The organism is Metabacillus dongyingensis (assembly GCF_019933155.2).
GTDB lineage: Bacteria > Bacillota > Bacilli > Bacillales > Bacillaceae > Bacillus_P > Bacillus_P dongyingensis.
Map to the genome: position 1 here is coordinate 3,227,392 of NZ_CP082944.1, position 18,277 is coordinate 3,245,668.

At 38.9% G+C, this 18,277-nt stretch carries 23 protein-coding genes; 4 read left to right on the top strand and 19 right to left on the bottom strand.

Annotated features, from left to right (window positions below; translation table 11 throughout):
• Nucleotides 1-11 precede the first annotated feature (11 nt).
• From K8L98_RS15770 to K8L98_RS15785, 4 genes are all read right to left on the bottom strand, one after another.
• A complete protein-coding gene (locus K8L98_RS15770; RefSeq protein WP_223436038.1) occupies nt 12-1,127 on the bottom strand; it encodes a S1C family serine protease in 1,116 nt (371 codons plus the stop codon).
• A gap of 114 nt (nt 1,128-1,241) precedes the next feature.
• Nucleotides 1,242-2,390 (bottom strand): FxLYD domain-containing protein, encoded by a 1,149-nt coding sequence (locus K8L98_RS15775; protein WP_223436040.1) that lies wholly within the window; start codon nt 2,388-2,390, stop codon nt 1,242-1,244.
• A 317-nt stretch (nt 2,391-2,707) separates the two neighbouring features.
• A complete protein-coding gene (locus tag K8L98_RS15780) occupies nt 2,708-3,292 on the bottom strand; it encodes a YpmS family protein (RefSeq protein WP_223436042.1) in 585 nt (194 codons plus the stop codon).
• A 26-nt stretch (nt 3,293-3,318) separates the two neighbouring features.
• Nucleotides 3,319-4,107, bottom strand: coding sequence for an SGNH/GDSL hydrolase family protein (locus tag K8L98_RS15785; RefSeq protein WP_223436044.1), 789 nt, complete (start codon nt 4,105-4,107; stop codon nt 3,319-3,321).
• Between the two features lie 363 nt (nt 4,108-4,470).
• Here K8L98_RS15785 and K8L98_RS15790 point away from each other — a divergent pair, with 363 nt between their 5' ends.
• Nucleotides 4,471-5,634 carry an oxalate decarboxylase family bicupin gene (locus tag K8L98_RS15790; RefSeq protein ID WP_223436046.1) on the top strand — a complete coding sequence of 388 codons (1,164 nt, stop codon included), beginning with the start codon at nt 4,471-4,473 and terminating at the stop codon, nt 5,632-5,634.
• Between the two features lie 86 nt (nt 5,635-5,720).
• On the opposite strand, the gene K8L98_RS15795 is transcribed toward K8L98_RS15790, so the two are convergent.
• The 7 genes from K8L98_RS15795 to ilvA form a co-directional block, all read right to left on the bottom strand.
• On the bottom strand, nt 5,721-6,353 hold the full coding sequence (locus K8L98_RS15795; RefSeq protein ID WP_223436048.1) for a cupin domain-containing protein: 633 nt from the start codon (nt 6,351-6,353) through the stop codon (nt 5,721-5,723).
• Between the two features lie 136 nt (nt 6,354-6,489).
• Complete coding sequence (locus K8L98_RS15800) at nt 6,490-7,062, bottom strand: SCO family protein (protein ID WP_223436050.1); 573 nt, start codon at nt 7,060-7,062, stop codon at nt 6,490-6,492.
• Between the two features lie 111 nt (nt 7,063-7,173).
• On the bottom strand, nt 7,174-7,368 hold the full coding sequence (locus tag K8L98_RS15805) for a hypothetical protein (protein ID WP_223436053.1): 195 nt from the start codon (nt 7,366-7,368) through the stop codon (nt 7,174-7,176).
• A 256-nt stretch (nt 7,369-7,624) separates the two neighbouring features.
• Nucleotides 7,625-7,795 (bottom strand): hypothetical protein, encoded by a 171-nt coding sequence (locus K8L98_RS15810; RefSeq protein WP_223436055.1) that lies wholly within the window; start codon nt 7,793-7,795, stop codon nt 7,625-7,627.
• A 255-nt stretch (nt 7,796-8,050) separates the two neighbouring features.
• Complete coding sequence (locus K8L98_RS15815; RefSeq protein WP_223436057.1) at nt 8,051-8,893, bottom strand: DegV family protein; 843 nt, start codon at nt 8,891-8,893, stop codon at nt 8,051-8,053.
• A gap of 181 nt (nt 8,894-9,074) precedes the next feature.
• Nucleotides 9,075-9,326 carry a DUF2535 family protein gene (locus tag K8L98_RS15820; protein ID WP_223436059.1) on the bottom strand — a complete coding sequence of 84 codons (252 nt, stop codon included), beginning with the start codon at nt 9,324-9,326 and terminating at the stop codon, nt 9,075-9,077.
• 102 nt (nt 9,327-9,428) lie between these two features.
• Nucleotides 9,429-10,697 (bottom strand): threonine ammonia-lyase IlvA, encoded by a 1,269-nt coding sequence (gene ilvA / locus K8L98_RS15825; protein WP_223436061.1) that lies wholly within the window; start codon nt 10,695-10,697, stop codon nt 9,429-9,431.
• A gap of 569 nt (nt 10,698-11,266) precedes the next feature.
• On the opposite strand from ilvA, the gene K8L98_RS15830 reads away from it, so the two are divergent.
• A complete protein-coding gene (locus K8L98_RS15830; RefSeq protein WP_223443510.1) occupies nt 11,267-12,328 on the top strand; it encodes a sigma 54-interacting transcriptional regulator in 1,062 nt (353 codons plus the stop codon).
• Nucleotides 12,312-12,953: a PAQR family membrane homeostasis protein TrhA gene (trhA, locus tag K8L98_RS15835; RefSeq protein WP_223436063.1), complete on the top strand. Its 642-nt coding sequence runs from the start codon at nt 12,312-12,314 to the stop codon at nt 12,951-12,953. The genes K8L98_RS15830 and trhA overlap by 17 nt, the downstream gene beginning before the upstream one ends.
• Nucleotides 12,954-12,968: 15 nt before the next feature.
• Here trhA and K8L98_RS15840 read toward each other — a convergent pair whose 3' ends face one another.
• From K8L98_RS15840 to K8L98_RS15855, 4 genes are all read right to left on the bottom strand, one after another.
• A complete protein-coding gene (locus K8L98_RS15840) occupies nt 12,969-13,118 on the bottom strand; it encodes a hypothetical protein (protein ID WP_223436065.1) in 150 nt (49 codons plus the stop codon).
• 194 nt (nt 13,119-13,312) lie between these two features.
• Nucleotides 13,313-13,795 carry a dihydrofolate reductase gene (locus tag K8L98_RS15845; protein WP_223436067.1) on the bottom strand — a complete coding sequence of 161 codons (483 nt, stop codon included), beginning with the start codon at nt 13,793-13,795 and terminating at the stop codon, nt 13,313-13,315.
• A complete protein-coding gene (locus tag K8L98_RS15850) occupies nt 13,792-14,586 on the bottom strand; it encodes a thymidylate synthase (RefSeq protein WP_223436069.1) in 795 nt (264 codons plus the stop codon). The genes K8L98_RS15845 and K8L98_RS15850 overlap by 4 nt, the downstream gene beginning before the upstream one ends.
• Nucleotides 14,587-14,639: 53 nt before the next feature.
• On the bottom strand, nt 14,640-15,350 hold the full coding sequence (locus tag K8L98_RS15855) for an anthrax toxin lethal factor-related metalloendopeptidase (protein WP_223436071.1): 711 nt from the start codon (nt 15,348-15,350) through the stop codon (nt 14,640-14,642).
• Nucleotides 15,351-15,511: 161 nt separating this feature from the next.
• On the opposite strand from K8L98_RS15855, the gene K8L98_RS15860 reads away from it, so the two are divergent.
• Nucleotides 15,512-15,673, top strand: coding sequence for a hypothetical protein (locus tag K8L98_RS15860; RefSeq protein ID WP_223436073.1), 162 nt, complete (start codon nt 15,512-15,514; stop codon nt 15,671-15,673).
• A 52-nt stretch (nt 15,674-15,725) separates the two neighbouring features.
• Here K8L98_RS15860 and K8L98_RS15865 read toward each other — a convergent pair whose 3' ends face one another.
• From K8L98_RS15865 to K8L98_RS15880, 4 genes are all read right to left on the bottom strand, one after another.
• Nucleotides 15,726-16,502 carry a TerC family protein gene (locus tag K8L98_RS15865; protein ID WP_223436075.1) on the bottom strand — a complete coding sequence of 259 codons (777 nt, stop codon included), beginning with the start codon at nt 16,500-16,502 and terminating at the stop codon, nt 15,726-15,728.
• Nucleotides 16,503-16,699: 197 nt separating this feature from the next.
• Nucleotides 16,700-17,224: a phosphatidylglycerophosphatase A family protein gene (locus tag K8L98_RS15870; protein ID WP_070877888.1), complete on the bottom strand. Its 525-nt coding sequence runs from the start codon at nt 17,222-17,224 to the stop codon at nt 16,700-16,702.
• 16 nt (nt 17,225-17,240) lie between these two features.
• Complete coding sequence (locus tag K8L98_RS15875) at nt 17,241-17,825, bottom strand: YpjP family protein (RefSeq protein ID WP_223443513.1); 585 nt, start codon at nt 17,823-17,825, stop codon at nt 17,241-17,243.
• 303 nt (nt 17,826-18,128) lie between these two features.
• The gene (locus K8L98_RS15880; protein WP_083328291.1) at nt 18,129-18,254 is read right to left on the bottom strand and encodes a YuzL family protein; all 126 of its coding nucleotides are present in this window, start codon (nt 18,252-18,254) and stop codon (nt 18,129-18,131) included.
• Between the last annotated feature and the right edge of the window lie 23 nt (nt 18,255-18,277).

The following is an 18,277-nucleotide window of genomic DNA, read 5'->3' on the forward strand; positions in this document are numbered from 1 at the left end:
ACATCACCCCTTCACTTTTTCTTTTCTTCAATTATTCTTGCCTGTTCATTTTCATATGCCACTATATAAGAAGCTTTATATTTCTGCTCAGTTTTTTTGCCGTTTTGTTTAATCTCAGCGATTATGTCTGCATCTACTTGAATCTTTTCACCTTTTTTTACTGTATTGAGATGTTGAATTTTGATGGACAACAAATTGTTAAACTGCTTTCTAAAGGCTTCATATGACAATTCAGACTGCAAACTGCTCCCTAATAATGAATAGGCCGTAACATAGTCATGGAAGTTAACACTTTCTATGTAGTAGCTGATTAAATAATCAGCTGTTTCTAACTTTTTATTTTCACTTATTTCCTCTGAAACGTCAAGACCCAGATCTGTTGGAAGAGATTTCATCGGGTTTTGTGACCAGCTTTCTGCTAGTGGAAGTATATCTTCAATAGGTATGCTGAATCCGATTTCTCCTTCTTCCATTCTGGCGGAATTCATTCCGATGACTTGTCCATCTTTCCGATCCAAAAGGGGTCCCCCGCTGTTTCCAGGTGCTATGGGTGCAGAAATCTGATGAACTCCCGAATACTTGTAGGGAGGCAGATCAAAATCTCTGTTTGTTCCGCTGATGATTCCTGTAGTAACAGTATTTTGCAATCCAAGCGGACTTCCAAGCGCTAATATTTCCTCTCCCAGCTCTGCATCATGATGCTTTGATATCCGCACCGGCTCCTGATTCTTTAATGCTTCTACTCTCACTAACGCCACATCTGTTTCAGTGCTGATTCCAATCACTTTCCCGTCAAATCCTTTCGCATCGGTGGTTCTGACTTTAACATCTTCAACACCTGCGACGACATGCGCGTTTGTGATAATGTCTCCCTTTTTATTATAAAGAAACCCTGAACCAACTGTTCCATCTGCAAGCTCCACCATTACAACCTTCTTTTGGGCTTCCCTGATAATTTCTTTTAATTCAAGTTCCGTCTCCTTCTGCTTTTCATTCTTTTCAAGGAGGATTTCTGACTCGGCGAATACATTTTCTGCTGCAGAATGCTGAATGCGGAAATAGCCAAAAACACCTGCTGAAATAATTAAAATAGACAATGTGATGCTTATCACCCAGTATTTTTTCATATTCCTGCCTTTCTTATCCTTTAATAAATTCGGCACAAAGCTGATTGCTAAATGGACCGACTGAAGCGGCCCATCGACGTCACGTATTACAAATGCCCATCGGTAAAACAGGAATTAGTCTTGGTACCATATGATATTTTCAATAGTGAAGACAACTTCGTCATTTACGCCATACGTGATGTGTTCAAAGGCTGCCTCTTTTCCCGGTTTCAATTCATTCGGATAGACGTTTGTTTTGCCTCTTTCAATCTCTTTTCCATCTTTGTCTGAAACCGTGAATTGGACGGTTATAGAGTGAATGGCAGATTTAGAAGTGTTTTTAATTTTTCCTGAGGTCTTTGCATCTCCGAATTCATCTACTGTCACTTTTGTTTCTAACACCTTAACAGCTTCATCTTTTAAGCGTTTTTCTTCTTTTGCAGCTGTAACAGCTCTCTCTATCCTTTTTTGTTCAGCCTGTTCGAATGCCGTTTTCTCAGAAAGGATCTTATCTTTTAAAGACAGTAGCTTTTCATTGTCACCATCATATTGCAATGCTTTATCCACTATCAAAATGGCTGAGTTGAATTGCTTTTGAGTTAAATCCTCTTCAGCATTCAATGAACCAATCATCACCATTTTAGATTTGATTTGTTCTTTCACTATGTCTGCTTCAGCTGCATCAAGCACAGTGACCTCTTTAAGCTTTTCAGCTAACTGATCAATGGAATTCAGTTCATTTATTTGTTCTTTGATTTCTCCGACTGTCACATTCATGTCTGCTTTGCTGAGTTCAGACTGCAGACGGCTGTAAAGGGGAGATGTATGTCCGCTGATAATTCTGGTTAATAAATCTATCTCTGTTGAGGCTTGATTATAGTTGCTTTTTTGAATATGTTCTTTAATTTGTTCTAGATCCTGATTATATTCCTGAATGAGCATAATCAGCTCTTTTTCCTGTTTTAGCACATCATATCCACTTCTTAAATGGATGCCCTTTTCAGCATATTGAAGTGCTTTATTGTATTCTCCTGCTAAAGCTGATTGCTCTGCTTTTTTTTGAAGCTTAACTACTTCTTCATTTTTTGCTGCTTCATGCTCGTATACAGCAAATAATAGACTTGAAACCAAAACAAAGCTCGCAGCAGGAAGTATGTATAAAGAACGTTTGGATAACCGATAGAGTTTCCGGTCCCTGTCATTCAGGAATAATTTATTTCCGCAATGCGGACAATAGTTTGAGAATTTTTCAATCTCTCTTTCTCCGCAATAATGACATTGCATTGAGGTTGCCTCCTCTGCTGGCATGTCCTAAACCGCCTAATTTTGACAAAATCTTTCATAAGTATACATGCTTCATTATGATCCTTCTACCCTCATTTTTTCTTATTAATCCACTGAACATATGACTTAATTCCTATACATCTAACTTAGGAATCTGTGAAAGCGTATGCTCCTGAAAATGATGTTCCTATCATAAGTAGCATTCATTCATTTTTACAGTCTTAAATTCACTTGAAGCGAATCATTCGGTGACTTTTGAATGATTTTCAAATAAATAAACACCATATTCAAGTCAGAATATGGTGTTTTTAACGTAATCAATTTTGAATATCCATTGGAACAAACAATTTAAATTTTATATTGTCATTTTTCAGATCAAATGATTCTGCTTTAGCACGCAGGTTATTTTTAAATTCAAGCTCCGTAATTTGAACATCAATGCTTTCATTTTTCGGATCAATGTATACATATTCCGGCAATGGATAGGTCTTTTTAATATAGCTCATGACGTACGGAACAGGTATAGGCAGACGGCCTATAGATAATTGCTTTACTTTAAGCAGCATATTGCCGTCTTCTTTCACTTGAGGATCGAATGAAAGAGTAAGATCAACGTCTTTATTGAATGCTTTTACGGTTCCGTATAAATTCACTTCTTCGTCAAGCTCTACGCGGTAATTCAGCTCTTTTGCTTTTGCTTCTTTAACCAGGTAATAATTAATCAGCAAATTTAGATCTTTTTTTGAAGAACTCACGGTAAAAGGTACCGTATCTGAACTTGTCAGCTCTGCTGTCTCCGTTTTGGGCCTTTCAGCAGGCAGAAAAGGCGACACGATGATAAAAAGCAGAAAGACGAGGTTTAAGCTGAGTAAAACAATAAAGGCTGTTTTCCATTTTCTCATACAGTAATCATCCAATCTTTTTAAATCTAGTCTGAGAGGTTTGAGTATACTCTGTCTGCTATTAATGAATACCCTGTTTCACTCGGATGAAACTCGTCAATATATAGAAGTTTTCCAACTGATTTATTAGAAAAGAGGTCTTGGATAGGGACAAAAATGGCATTTCCATCTTCCATGATAATGCGGTTTGATGTCTGATTCCATTCTTCTACAATCGTGTCAATTTCACTGAGCTCAGGGAGCATATACTTAAAAGGGTTATATAAGCCTGTATAAACAATGATTGCATCAGGGTTTGCTGTCCGGATCGTTTTCATGATTTTTTTGAACCGTTTTTCAAAAAGAGGCTGTTCCTCTCGGTATGGTTCAAGTTTAAGGTTTATTATATGATTGCGTGTAACCTTCATAATATCATTTCCGCCAATTGTCATCAAAATGATATCGGCATCTCTCAATTTTTCAATGACTTTTTCATTTCCAAGAACTTTTATCAAATCTGTCGTTTTATGACCTCTGACTCCAAAATTAGACACATCTACAGAGGAAATGTTTTCTTCGCGCTGCAGCAAATCGCTGACATCCCCGACGTAGCCTCCATTATTATCGGCATCTCCTACTCCGGCGGTTAATGAATCTCCAATAGCAACTACATTTAAATTACTTGGGACAAAGTTTTTGGGGATGGGTTCCTTCATCAGATGCTCTTTATTATTGACCGGTTTTGCAGCCATATCAGCAGGATTCCCTGATAAAGCATTACATCCGGAAAGAAGCATCAGTAATCCCATGAGCAAAATAAACAGATTCCGTATCATAATCATCCCCTTTCACCGTTCTTTTAGCCTATGATTATATCATGTAATTGCGTACAGTTACAGTAAAAACGGATGAGTATGAGTCTATTCATTTATGCTTCCATACAATTAACATTGATGCCTCATCTTGACAGGTTATACTTTCACTTTTTTTCGATCATCATTTTCCCTGTATTCAATTGATTCTCAAATATATGAAGGAACCGTCTATGTAATAAAAGTTTTATAAAAAAACGCTATTTTCCCTCTTAGAAAAATAGCGTTTTTTCTATCGCTTAGATACTTAACATCTCATTCAGTGATTTGCGCATATATTAAAAAGCAGATTAAAAAATTAAGCTGTTGATGAAAGGAGCAGGTATTATGGAATCGCCGCTCTCAAAGAGATCCATTCGCAAAAATATACCCCAGCCCATTAGAGAAGATGGTGCCGGTGCTACAGATCTTGGTCCGCGGGACATCATGCGTGACATTGAAAATCCTGATTTACTGGTTCCGCCTGTAACAGATGCCGGAAGTTTACCGAACTTGAAATTCTCTTTTTCTGACACACATATGCAATTAAATCATGGCGGCTGGTCTAGAGAAATCACAATTAGAGAACTGCCGATTGCTACTACACTTTCAGGAGTCAATATGCGTTTGACGCCGGGTGGAATTAGGGAATTGCACTGGCATCAGCAAGCAGAGTGGTCTTATATGATTCTTGGCAAGGCGAGGATCACAGCAGTAGATCAAAATGGCCGAAACTTTATAGCGGATGTTGAGCAAGGAGATCTTTGGTATTTTCCTCCTGGAATCCCGCACTCCATTCAAGGGTTGGAAGAAGGATGTGAATTTCTGCTTGTATTTGATGATGGAAGCTTTTCTGATCTGAATACACTTTCGATATCTGATTGGTTTGCACACACACCGAAGGAAGTACTGGGAAAGAATTTCGGTGTGCCTGAAACTGCTTTTGCCCAAATTCCAACACAGCAAAAATATATATTTCAGGCACAGGTTCCTGGATCCCTTGAAAGCCAAACTGTACCTGATCCTTATGGTACTGTCCCAGAAAGTTTAATCCATAAATTGCATGAGCAAGAACCAATCGTAACACCAGGAGGATCTGTACGTATAGTTGACTCTTCAACCTTTCCCATTTCAAAAACCATAGCAGCTGCTTTGGTAGAAATCAAACCTGGTGCAATGAGGGAAATGCACTGGCATCCCAATAACGATGAATGGCAATATTACCTTACAGGTACTGGCCGAATGACAGTCTTTGCAGCTGATGGCAGAGCACGAACATTTGATTATCGTGCCGGTGATGTTGGATATGTTCCATTTGCCTATGGCCATTATATTGAGAATACCGGCACTGAAACCCTGTGGTTCTTTGAGATATTTAAAAGCGACCGGTTTGCAGACATATCTTTAAATCAATGGATGGCCCTTACCCCAAAGGATTTAGTCCGTGAAAATATTAATGCTGTTCCAGAGCTGATGGAGGCTCTTCGTAAACAAAAGCGGCCTGTGGTTTAATAATCTGAAAGTGCTCAAATGTTCTGAGCCGCATGACTTTTAATCAGAATGCTTATTGGCTGAAGAACAAGTATCATATTGTTCTATTAATACCCAGTATAGTACCCGGCAGGTGCATATGATTGCCCATAAGACTGATGTGGATAATTTTGATGATAGGTTTGTTTTGTATTTCCTGCACGTTCTTGCCCGCAGTTCTTATAAGGACCAATATATGTTGATGGTTTAATCGACTCAGTTGCTTTTTTCCATTGATTTTCATCAAGACAATAAGTATGAGCCATAATATTTGAAGGTGTGAATTTTAAGATATCAGACCCTAAAATCACCTCAGGGCTTGAAGCATCAAAAATAGCCAAAAGGTGAGTATGGTCAGCTGTTGCTATTTCGTAATGCCACCAGCCCTGGGGAACATTAGCCACTTGCCCTGGAGTAATCGGGTAATTGAGAATTTGTTTTGTATATGGGTTTAGGATAGAAACAACAGCAGCTCCTGAAATACAATAGACCAGCTCGGCTGCATTTTGATGATAATGCGGCTCCACAACATTTTGAGCACTAAGAAATATATCAAGCAGAGATACATTTTCCAGACTATTTAGCTGTTTTATCCCTAAGACGTTTATATAATTTCTGCTGTCCTTTTTAAATAAGGTGCTTTTATTTACGTCAAACGTGTATTGAACGGATGGAGAAGTATAATCTATATATGAAACCATATCTTTCCCTTCACCTCTTTGATTTGATCGCCAATTTAGGTGTATTGTATTCTTCGTAAATCCAATAGGTGAAGATCAGATTTATTTTGAAACATTATCTGTACTAAAAAAAATCCGCAATTTGCGGATTTTTTCACTATTGTATCTTTTTTACATCATCAATAATTTCATCATATGCTACATTTTCCACACCGTCATAGTCTTTCATGACCTTGCCGTTCTGATCAATTAAATAAAACAATGTTCCGTGAATGACTTGATCCTGCCCTTCAGGCTTTTGAACAATCGTTTTAAAGCTGTTTTTAGCAAAGTTGTCGATTTCCTTTTGAGAATATCCGGTCAAGAAATCCCAATTTTCAAGGGAAAGAGGATATCTGCCTGCAAATTCCTTTAATTTCTCGGGTGTGTCAACTTCAGGGTCAACACTGAATGAGACAAGACGCACATCTAATCCAGCTTCTTTCATCTGCTTCTGCAGTTCGGTCATATGCGCCGTCATTGGCGGACAAACCGTATCACAGCTTGTAAAAATAAAATTAGCTACCCATACTTCCCCTTTTAGATCGCTTAAACCAACTTTCTTTCCATCCTGATTTATGTAGGAAAAATCATCAATTTCATAATTAAGAGCCCCTTTTATTCCGCTGGAACCGCATCCTGATAAGAGAGTAATAGCAAGTAAAAATAATAGTATATAGTGTTTTTTCATTGCAGGGTGTCACCTTTCCTATATAATCCAATATGAAAAGTTTATCAAAACATTGAGAGATTGGGAAGCATATGCTTGAAAGTGGTTACACAGTTCAAATGATTGACACAATTACCTTCCCTTCATGATGCTCTCAAAATCAGCAATAAAAGCATCATAGTTAAATTTAACCGCAATTCTGTGGACGGGGTAATCAGCAAGGGTTTTATAAGGTCTGAAGTCTGCTATACTCTGTCCTCTCGCATATTCAGATTCAAGAATAATTTTAACAGGCTTTTCTACAAGAGTTATTTGCTTTTCATTCACTGCACCCCATAGGGTCAGCAGGTCGTGCAGAGGTCCTCCCGCTATTTTCGGGGTGTTTTTTTTATAAAAATTGGTATAAAATCAATCATCGGTTTTAGCAGCATTCCTACTTCGTCATTTTTCCGCTGATAATATTGATCTAAATCCGCTATCATCTTCTCGGGTATGATTGCATAATTGGTGACAGATACTGAGAAGCCTGAAGTTTGAGCAGAAAAAAACGGATTTCCCAAAGTGGAACATCCGTTTTTTAAATCTAGAATGAGTTTCCGTCTCCTCCATTGCTGTTCATTGCATTTCCTGATAGAAAACCTGAATGCTCATCCTGTTTTGAGTGTTCAGGAAGACTCATTCCGGATACTTTGTCAAAATAGATGGCGAGGGCAGATATAAGGAGCAGAGGTGTTAATAGAATGATCCAAAGCATTTTTGATCACCTGCTTCATAGGATACTTCCTATATATACGTTTGTCAGGATGGAAGGTTTCAATTTTCTGAAAACATGCACATAATCTTGCATATATCGCCTTTATACTGGTTAAATTATCAGGATCTATTGTGCTCCGATGATTTTAATAATTAATTCCATTACTTTCGGATTATACAAAATTAATTCCCTTTATAAAGTGAACTAGAAAGAACTCATAAAAAAACGCATGGATTTCCCCATGCGTCATTATCTCTATTCAGCAAAATACATAAATCCTATGGCACCTGGACCAGTATGTGTTGAAATAACAGGTGTTGTGTAGCATATATCAATTGGATAGTCTGCATTCATTTCGAGGAGAGTATTTTTTAAGTTTGTTGCAAGGGCTAATGAATCTGCATGCGCGATGCCAACAGCTTTTACTGTTTTGTTTTTCACATCTTCCGCGAACTGTTTGGCCAGAAATTTCACAATTTGTGAGTGGCTCCGCACTTTTGTAACAGGAGTATAAACGCCATCTGCAAGCGACGCAATCGGCTTGATATTAAGAAGTGAACCAATCATAGCTTTGCCTCGGCCAATTCTGCCGCCTTTCACCAAATTTTCAAGTGTATCTACTGTTACGAAAAGCTGGCTGTTTTTGCGAATGTGTTCAATCCGTTCGAGAATTTCCTGTTTGGAGGCACCTGCCTGGGCCATTTTTGCAGCTTCAATCACTTGAAAGGCGAGTGCCCTTGAAATAAACATGGAGTCGATTACTGTAACATCTGCATCTGTCATACCTGCTGCACTTTCAGCTGAACGAACGGTGCCGCTCATGCCCCCGGTCATATGTATAGAAATGATACTGCTGCCGTCTGCACCAAGTTCATCGTAAACTTGTGCAAACTTTCCAGCAGGCGGCTGAGAGCTTTTTGGAAGCTCGACCGCTTCTTTCATCTTTTTTATAAATTCTTCCGGCTCTATGTCCACACGGTCAAGATAAGACTCATCGTCAATCACGATCGTCAGCGGAATGACATTAATATCGTATTTTTCAATCATTTCATGACTTAGATCTCCTGTGGAATCAGTCACAATTTTAACCTTTGTCAATAGTATCACTTCCCTATTAATCTAACTATCTTGTATTATACCCTCAATTAAAGATGTTTCAATCTTATTTGCTTTCAATTCTTATATAAAACTCTTTCCTAGCTTTTAAATAAAATGGATATTTTATTCTCATTTTAACAAAAGAAAAGACCGCAATTTGTCTATGCGGTCTTAAGGCGTGCTATGCGTTATGTTTTAAAATGTCAGGTTGATAAATGGCTTCATAATCTGGCCACTTTATTGTTTTTTTTAAGTAATCCCTGAACGAATAAATATCGTTTGGATGCTTATGTGCTGTGATTTTTGATAAAAACGTCTGCAGTCGGATTTGAACGAGAAATCGGTATTGATTATCTTCCTCCAATACTGGAATATCTGTGATTTTTACCTTATGTCCATTTAACAGCTTGAACTCTAGGCTCTTGAATAACAAGTTATCAATCCTCTTTTTCACCCGTTTCTTATATTATAACCCAACTAAAAGCAGAAGTCTGTCTAATTGTGTCAGTAAAGGCTAAAATTTTCATCCAAAAAATCAGATGAAAAGATGAAATAAACTGCTGTCTTTTTTCACTTCAGTAAATGGAAAACCTTTTCGCTGCATTCTATTCAGCAAACCCGTGTAGTCCTCTTTGTTTTTCAGCTCAATCCCAACAAATGCAGGTCCGCTGTCGCGATTGTTCTTTTTCGTATATTCAAATCTGGAAATGTCATCGTTTGGACCGAGCACTTCATCTAGAAATTCTCTAAGTGCGCCGGCGCGCTGAGGAAAATTCACAATAAAATAGTGCTGCAGCCCTTCATACATAAGCGAGCGCTCTTTCATTTCCTGCATGCGGCCAATGTCATTATTACCTCCGCTCACAATACAGACAATGTTTTTCCCCTTGATTTCGTCTCTGTAAAAATCAAGGGCAGCGATTGGAAGAGCACCTGCAGGCTCCGCAACAATTGCATTCTCATTGTACAGGCTTAAAATCGTGGTGCAAACTTTTCCCTCCGGCACAAGGATATGATCATCCACAGTCTGTCTGCAAATCGAGAAATTGTGATCTCCAATCCGTTTCACTGCTGCTCCGTCCACAAATTTATCAATATTGGCAAGCTCCACTACTTTTCCGGCTGTAATCGATTCCGCAAAAGAAGGTGCCCCCTCAGGTTCAACGCCTATGACCTTCGTGCCCGGGGAAACTTGTTTAAAATAACTCCCGATTCCAGATATCAGTCCTCCGCCTCCAATACTTGCAAATACATAATCAAGCTCTGCATCACAGTCATTAAGAATCTCAATGGCAATCGTTCCCTGTCCGGCGATGACATCTAAATCATCAAATGGATGAATAAAGGCCCTATTCTCTGACTCGCTGCATTCTCTTGCCTTTTTATATGAATCATCAAACGTGTCGCCCGTAAGAATAATCTCAACATGCCCTCGCCCGAAAAGCTCTACCTGGGATACTTTTTGTCTAGGGGTTGTAGACGGCATAAAGATTTTGCCATGAATATTCAATTGCTTGCAGGAATAGGCTACTCCTTGCGCATGATTCCCGGCGCTGGCACAAACAATACCATTAACGGTTTCTTCTTTTGTCAGCTGTTTAATTTTGTTATAGGCGCCTCTTAATTTGAAAGAACGGACTATCTGAAGATCTTCTCGTTTCAAATAGACGCTGCAATCATATTTTTCAGAAAGGCGTTCATCTTTTTGAAGAGGTGTATGAATGACAACATCTTTTAACAAATGGTGCGCCTTTAAGATGTCTGCCACATGTAGCGCGGGTTCAAGATTCATCATTTGTTTCATAGGTAAAATCCTTTCTGCATCAATGATTTAATTGGAACATTATATCATGAATATTCATAATTAAAAGTTATTATTAAAAAATTCTCATAATTTCTTAACATTGGAGGTTCTTTTCTTGGAATTTGAACTTAAAGCTGCTGGGGTGGAATTCCCTGTATTGTTGCAGCAGATGAAGACAATGGCCGTTTTTTGATCATAAAAAGGATACGAGCGGTAAGGTTTTCAACTCGGAACACGAAATATCATAATGGATCAGTGAAAACTGGTCAGAGGAACAGTTTGAAAATCCTTCACAGTTTAAGAGGTTATTGGAACAGTTAAAAAGGGATTAATGCTCGATGACACAGTCCCTTTTTAACTCGGGAAGCGACTTTCCTCTATCACCATTTCATCCCCGGGTAAAGCATGTTCTTTGAGCTCAGCCTGTCCTTTGATCTTAAAATTTCTTAAAAAAATAATTTTATTGGTTCCAATTAGTTCTGTTTGGGTGTTATAATAAACCCAATTAATCAAATAAGGAGCTGAAAATCATCGAAAAACATGCATCCGCTTATTATTTTGATGATATTATTGGAGACCATCCTCTTTTCATTGAAAAAAAATATATAGCAAAAAAGCTCGCAAAAGCAGATTTGCCCATCATTATTGAAGGTTCAACCGGAACCGGCAAGCAAATGTTTGCAAATGCCATCCATAATGAGTCAGGGCGGGCACAAAAGCCGTTTGCCGCAATAAACTGCAGTACATATTCAGAAGATGTCCTGGAATATGAACTTTTCGGCAATGTACAAGATAATAAACAGGGGCTTTTTGAAAAGGCTGATGGCGGAACTGTTTTTCTTAAAGAAATTTCAGGCCTGAGTATGAAACTTCAGGCGCAATTGCTTCGTGTTCTGCAGGAGAAACAAGTGCAGAGAATTGGATCTTCAAAGCCTGGTTTGGTGGATGTACGAATTATAGCCTCATCAACTGTTCATTTAAAAGCATTAATTGATGAAGGAAGCCTGCGCGAAGACTTCTACTATTATTTAAACGTATTAAAGCTGACATTGCCGTCTTTAAACGAACGGAGCAGCGATATTCCTATCCTGTCCGCTTCATTTATAAAGCAGCGGGGCCAGGACGTCCGCATGGATAAAACGGTTTTGGACATTCTGACGAAATATCAATGGCCTGGAAATGTGCTTGAACTGAAGAACACAATGGATTATTTACTGACAGTCTGTGACGGCCGTTCCATTCAGCTGCACGATCTTCCTAAAGAACCATTCATGTCGCAGGAGTCTGCCAAACAGAAAAAAGAACCAAAAAATCAAAAGGATAAGCCGCTTACTCTCATGGACAAACAAGAATATCTTTTTATTCTGGAATCCATTCGTTCAAGCAATGAGGAAGGGGAACCTGCAAGCCGGAGAATAATCTCGGACAGCAGCAAGAATTCGCGTCATCCTCTAACTCCTCAGCAGGTAAGGCATCGACTCGATTTTCTCGAGAAAAATGATTATGTGACAAAAGGACGGGGACGTGCAGGAACGAAAATTACCCTTGAAGGCTTGGATTTTCTTCAGTCCTTAACGGAAAATCTTCAAACGATAAACAAGGAGGCAGCGCAAAATGGAGTACTCGATTAAAGAAGAAATTGCAAACGCCATAACACATGGGATTGGTGTCCTGCTAAGTATACCCGCATTGGTCTATCTGATCATCTTTGCCTCAAAATACGGTGACGCCTGGCATATTGTCAGCTTTTCAATCTTTGGTGCAACTATGATCCTTTTATATCTTTTTTCAACCTTGCTGCACGCAATTCCTCACCGCAAGGCAAAGGATGTTTTTGAAATTTTGGATCATTCCGCCATCTATTTGCTGATTGCAGGCACATATACACCGTTTCTGCTTGTTCCTCTCCGGGGAACACTGGGCTTTACCCTGCTTGGTATTGTTTGGGGACTTGCAATTGCAGGAATCGTGCTGAAAATTTTCTTTGTTAAGAAGTTTGTTATTTTATCAACACTTGCCTATATCCTGATGGGATGGCTGATTATTATCGCCATAAAACCTCTATATGCATTTTTAAGTCCTGAAGGATTTGCGCTGCTCCTTACTGGAGGACTGCTGTATACGATCGGAGCGATTTTCTATGTATGGCGAAAAATACCATATCACCACGCAATCTGGCACGGCTTTGTTTTAGCCGGCAGTGCAGCTATGTTTTTCTGTGTCCTGTTCTATGTACCGGATGTACCATTTATATAGGTAATAAAAAAACTCTCAGATGGCTTTGCCTTTGAGAGTTTTTGCGATTATATCCTTTAATTCTTCAGCTGATTTTTTTATTAACCATTTCCTGAATAGTCTTCTGCCAAGAATGGCTTGCATACAGTTTGAAGGTTTAAACTTCCAGCCGTCATTCTTTTCCATAATGGCATAGGTCCCCTCAATAGCAGCATGACAAGAGGAAGACAGCCTGTCTTCTGTTTTTGCGGTCGCCTGCACACAATTAGAAAAAATCCGATTCCTTATATGACTGCAATAACATTCTCAACATCTTGTTTCTTCATCCAGTGTTCATAAGAAAAGCCCCTCATTTAGCGAGAGGCTTTTGATTGAATCTTCTATTTTTCAAAAACGATAAATTCATAATCATACGGGTTTTTTTCATCTTTTGGACCTTTTTCCCTATGAATGATTTTGTAAAGATCTTCTTTAAACTCAGGAAAATAAGTATCTCCCTCAAACGTTTCATAAATTTTTGTCACATACAGTCTGTCTGCTGAATAAAGACACTCTTTAAAAATTTCAGCTCCGCCGATGATAAATAGATTTTGATCTGCATAAGCTTCATTTACGAGCACTTCATCCAATGAATGAATAACTTTAATTCCTTCATGTGAATACTGCTCATTTCTAGTAAGAACGATATTCTCTCTGCCAGGCAGAGGTTTTCCAATCGAATCAAACGTTTTTCTTCCCATCAGGATGGGATGTCCCATCGTAACCTTTTTAAAATAAGCCAAATCTGCCGGGATTCGCCAAGGAAGATCATTGTTGCGCCCTATTAACTGATTTTCATCCATCGCCACAATCATTGAAATCATACGCTGACTGCTCCCTTAATATGAGGATGCGGATCATAGCCTTCTAATGTAAAATCTTCATATGTAAAATCAAAAATTGACTTTACATCAGGATTCAGTCTCATTTTTGGAAGCGCCCGTGCATCACGGGTTAACTGAAGATCTACCTGTTCAAGATGATTTTTATAAATATGCACATCTCCAAACGTATGAACAAACTCACCCGGTTCTAAATCTGTCACATGAGCCACCATCATCGTTAATAATGCATAGGATGCAATGTTAAATGGCACACCAAGAAAAACGTCTGCAGAACGCTGGTAAAGCTGGCAGGACAGCTTGCCGTCAGCTACGTAAAATTGAAAAAAACAATGACACGGAGGCAGTGCCATTTCATCGACATCTGCAGGATTCCATGCACTCACAATGAGCCTGCGTGAATCAGGATTGTTTTTAATTTGGTCTATCAGCTTTGAGATCTGATCAACCGTCTGACCGTCCGCCCCTGCCCATGAGCGCCATTGATGTCCGTATACAGGACCAAGCTCGCCATTTTCATCCGCCCATTCATTCCAGATGCGCACTCCATTTTCCTGCAGGTATTTTACGTTCGTATCTCCCCGCAAAAACCAGATTAGTTCATGTATGATTGACTTCAAGTGAAGCTTTTTCGTAGTCAAAAGAGGAAATCCTTCTTTTAAATCAAATCTCATTTGATATCCGAATGTGCTGATTGTTCCAGTTCCTGTCCGGTCTTCTTTTACGGTTCCAGATTGCAGCACGTGTTTGCATAAGTCCAAATATTGCTTCATTTAAAGACACTTCCTTCGTTTAGATACTAGAGATAATTGTATAGGAAGTTACTCTAGTTTTCTACCGTTTTGTGAAGTTTTGAAATAAATCTATAAGACAGCGGAGCCTTTTGACGCAGCTCATCTTTTGTTTTTTCATTCAAATAATACATAGCAAAAATCTCAGCAAAATATTCTTCTGGAAAACGCTGAAAGTATGTTTTTCCTGAAAAGAGCAAGCTGGCCTCCTTCTTCCATATATTCAAATAAAAAGGATTGCTTCTTATGTTTGAAAAAACATTCCGATCAGCGGCATGTGCAAACTCATGAAGCTCAAGCGAAACTGAACCATGTCCCAGGCCATATTGACTGTGGCCAATCTTGACAAAGACTCTGTTGTTTTCCGTCATACCCGGCACACTGTCCCAATCTGATTTCGCTGAATAGCCCCGGGGAGTCCGTCCTGATAAGTGCTCAAGTCCCTCTTCATCAGTCAGCTTCCCTGTAAACAATTTAATAGTCACGTTTTGCTGCAGAGCTTTTGTCAAAATCATAGGATGGACATGATTTAAATTGCCCAGCATAACTTCTGCATCCTTTTCCGAAAAGGAATTTTCAGGTAAATAAACCATTTTGTATAGCGAAGAGCCGGAAGTCAGCGAGACTTTAGAAGAAAGCGAATGATTTTCAAGAAGACTGCCTGACGAAGCATCTGCAAAAACAAATTGATAGATAGAAAACATCGATATAAGCGAGATGAAGAGAACAAGCAGTTTTATTTTCATAATATATGTGTAACTCCTTGAAGGATTTTCTGATTGTTTCGAACAATATATATATGAAAATAGTAACATATTAATTTTGTGCCGAACAGATATTGGACTCTGTAACTTTTTTGCAAACTTCACCATATGATGGAAATTATCATGGAAATTGGGTGAAAAACATGAGGATGCTATTAAACAGGAATATTCCTTATCAACAGCGGCAGCAGCTGACACAAGAAGTGATTGAAGTTATGACGCTTAAAAGCTACATGGTTCTCGACGGACTCACATCAATCGGACTGATATCCATTTTTTATTTATATTTCAAAGGAATCCTTTAGAAATACGAGGGCAAATAAAAAAAGCCGCAAATGCGGCTTTTTTAATGACGGATCAAACGCCAGTGCTATTGCTTTGACTTGATTTTTTGCGGTAATAGTTAAGAGCAAATGTACCTACGAACATCACTAGGATGATGATGAAGAATACGGAGTGCTCAATATGAACACCTGCAACGCTTAATCCCATTTTGATAGCGATTAAAGCAATAAGAATATATGCAGTTGTTTCAAGTTCAGGAACTCTGTCGATCAATTTAAGGAAGACTCCTGCAACTCCGCGCATCATAAGAACCCCTAGAACTCCTCCGAGAAGAAGGACCCATACCTGCTCACTGACGCCGAACGCTGCAAGTACGCTGTCTACAGAGAATGCAATATCCATTAATTCAACTGCAACAACCGTTCCCCAGAATGTACCGAAAAGACGGATAAGAAGACCACTTTTATTAATGCCGCCGTGTTCTTCATCACCTTCAGCATTTTCTTTTGATTTATCAATGAAGTATTTCACAGCAAGCCAAGCGAGATATGCTGCACCTAAAATCTTAACCCACCATAGTTTAATTAAGAATACACCGACACCTATCGCAATGAAACGGAAGATGTATGCTCCGAGCAAACCATAGAATAAAGCTTTTTTTCGCTGCTTTTCAGGTAAATGTCTTACCATTACAGCCAGTACAAGAGCATTATCTGCTGATAATAACCCTTCGAGAATAACTAATGTACCGATAAGTCCCCATGCAACTGGATCAGTAAGAACTTCTCCCCACATTTCCCAATTGAAAAATTGTGCGTACGTGTCAAGCATTCCTTGCAAAATTGACATCTACCATTTCCTCCTAAACATTACGTTAACTTTTTCATTATACTGAATAAAAGATTGCTTGTTAAGTATTTTGATGTTTCGTCATAAAATATACATCTTTATTCAATATCCTCCATATGCCTATACGTTTGGGCGGAGGAAAAGTTTCATATGAAAGCAAAAAAAACGCATGAAATGATTTCATGCGCTTTGAATCTTTATACTGTTGCCTGAGTCTGTCTGCCATCTGCAATATCCCGGGCCCGGTGTGCCATTCTGCTTGCTGCAGCAGCGGCAAGTGCTGCAACCAGATCATCAAGAAATGTATTCACGCGATTTCCGCTGTGTTCATCCAGAGCCTTAATGATTCCAAATTTTTCTTTATCCAAATAACCAAAATTGGTCAATCCAATCGAGCCATATACATTTACGATGGAAAGCGGAATGATTTCGTCAATGCCATAAAGAGGTTCATCTGTTTCAACCAGATGCTGCAGCGGCTGCGGAAGCAATTTTTGCTCAGCTAGCTGATCAAGGGCAAGACCGGTTAAAACGGCATGCACAATTTCACGTTTATTAAGGACCTTCTCTACATTTTCAACACAATCTTCAAGTGTAATATTCGGGATGTATTTTCGCTGCAGGGTCATCACAATATCAGCGATATCCTCTAATGTAACACCCCTATCATTCAGCATTTCTTTCGTCGTTTTTACCATTTCATCGATTGTGTATTTGCTCAATGGACATTGCACCCCTTTAATGTGTCATCCAATTTGGCGGCATGTTCTGATTCCAGTAGATGCTGCCAAGTTCGTGATGCTTTTGAAAAGAATCGTGGTGCGTATGATAATGAAAATTAAACCAATACCCCTGCTTTGGCGGATGATCGCGGCGGACATGAAATCTAAGCACATCCTGTCCTGTCTGTTTGTTATACAGGTGAAAGATTTTCTCGCCTTTGCCGTCTGCAGGTTTTTTTGAAATGGCCAAATCCCGAATATCTTCATCAGAGTACTCTTCAACATATTGTTTTATGGCTTCTTCTATTTTCGGAAGAATGATCTGCCTGAATTCATCCTCAATGACGGTTCCGATTCTGTCTCCGAATTTTTGAAAGGACTGAACCTCGGCTGCTTCAACAAAAGTTGAGATGCAGGACTCTTTAGGCTGTTGCCAGTAAGCGGTTTCATCAGTGAAAAAGTATTTGTCTGAGTTGGTTAATTTAGCGGTTGAATCTTCAGAGGAATGTTCCTCGACTGTGAGGGCAGCTGGAGGAGCGACCATTCCGAAGGTTGCAATAGTAAATAAGATGATCAGCGTTTTCCGCATCCATTTGTTCATCATTTTCTCTATTCCTCCCAGTCTTCCTATTATAATATTATTCTATCATAGATAAATTCTAAATTTATAGAAATTTTTCGCAAAAAAAGAAAATCTAGTGCCTTAAAGGGTTTTAAAAAGAGATGAAAAAGTTTACACTAAAGAAGACGTTGGAAATAAAATACTTTCACACTATTGGAGTGAATCAGATTGGGTTTTGAATCAGTATTTATTATTGCATCGTTCGTTACTCTGGCATATTTTATATTCGCAGAAATAACAGATTAAAAAAACTCATGGCGCTCGCCATGAGTTTTTTGCTGATTACTGTTTCTGCTTTTTATTTGCTGAAGATTGCTTGCGGCCAGTTTCACTTACTGTCGTCCCCTGACCTTCAACTTCCGGAGAACCAAGCTGTGACTTTGATGGGTCACTTTTGCGTTTTGACATTAGATGAGCACCTCCTCATCCTA

Coding starts and splice junctions, on each gene's coding strand:
- K8L98_RS15770 (WP_223436038.1), bottom strand. CDS start 1,127: ATGAAAAAATACTGGGTGATAAGCATCACATTGTCTATTTTAATTATT.
- K8L98_RS15775 (WP_223436040.1), bottom strand. CDS start 2,390: ATGCAATGTCATTATTGCGGAGAAAGAGAGATTGAAAAATTCTCAAAC.
- K8L98_RS15780 (WP_223436042.1), bottom strand. CDS start 3,292: ATGAGAAAATGGAAAACAGCCTTTATTGTTTTACTCAGCTTAAACCTC.
- K8L98_RS15785 (WP_223436044.1), bottom strand. CDS start 4,107: ATGATACGGAATCTGTTTATTTTGCTCATGGGATTACTGATGCTTCTT.
- K8L98_RS15790 (WP_223436046.1), top strand. CDS start 4,471: ATGGAATCGCCGCTCTCAAAGAGATCCATTCGCAAAAATATACCCCAG.
- K8L98_RS15795 (WP_223436048.1), bottom strand. CDS start 6,353: ATGGTTTCATATATAGATTATACTTCTCCATCCGTTCAATACACGTTT.
- K8L98_RS15800 (WP_223436050.1), bottom strand. CDS start 7,062: ATGAAAAAACACTATATACTATTATTTTTACTTGCTATTACTCTCTTA.
- K8L98_RS15810 (WP_223436055.1), bottom strand. CDS start 7,795: ATGCTTTGGATCATTCTATTAACACCTCTGCTCCTTATATCTGCCCTC.
- ilvA (WP_223436061.1), bottom strand. CDS start 10,697: ATGAAACAAATGATGAATCTTGAACCCGCGCTACATGTGGCAGACATC.
- trhA (WP_223436063.1), top strand. CDS start 12,312: ATGGAGTACTCGATTAAAGAAGAAATTGCAAACGCCATAACACATGGG.
- K8L98_RS15840 (WP_223436065.1), bottom strand. CDS start 13,118: ATGGAAAAGAATGACGGCTGGAAGTTTAAACCTTCAAACTGTATGCAA.
- K8L98_RS15845 (WP_223436067.1), bottom strand. CDS start 13,795: ATGATTTCAATGATTGTGGCGATGGATGAAAATCAGTTAATAGGGCGC.
- K8L98_RS15850 (WP_223436069.1), bottom strand. CDS start 14,586: ATGAAGCAATATTTGGACTTATGCAAACACGTGCTGCAATCTGGAACC.
- K8L98_RS15855 (WP_223436071.1), bottom strand. CDS start 15,350: ATGAAAATAAAACTGCTTGTTCTCTTCATCTCGCTTATATCGATGTTT.
- K8L98_RS15860 (WP_223436073.1), top strand. CDS start 15,512: ATGAGGATGCTATTAAACAGGAATATTCCTTATCAACAGCGGCAGCAG.
- K8L98_RS15865 (WP_223436075.1), bottom strand. CDS start 16,502: ATGTCAATTTTGCAAGGAATGCTTGACACGTACGCACAATTTTTCAAT.
- K8L98_RS15875 (WP_223443513.1), bottom strand. CDS start 17,825: ATGAACAAATGGATGCGGAAAACGCTGATCATCTTATTTACTATTGCA.
- K8L98_RS15880 (WP_083328291.1), bottom strand. CDS start 18,254: ATGTCAAAACGCAAAAGTGACCCATCAAAGTCACAGCTTGGTTCTCCG.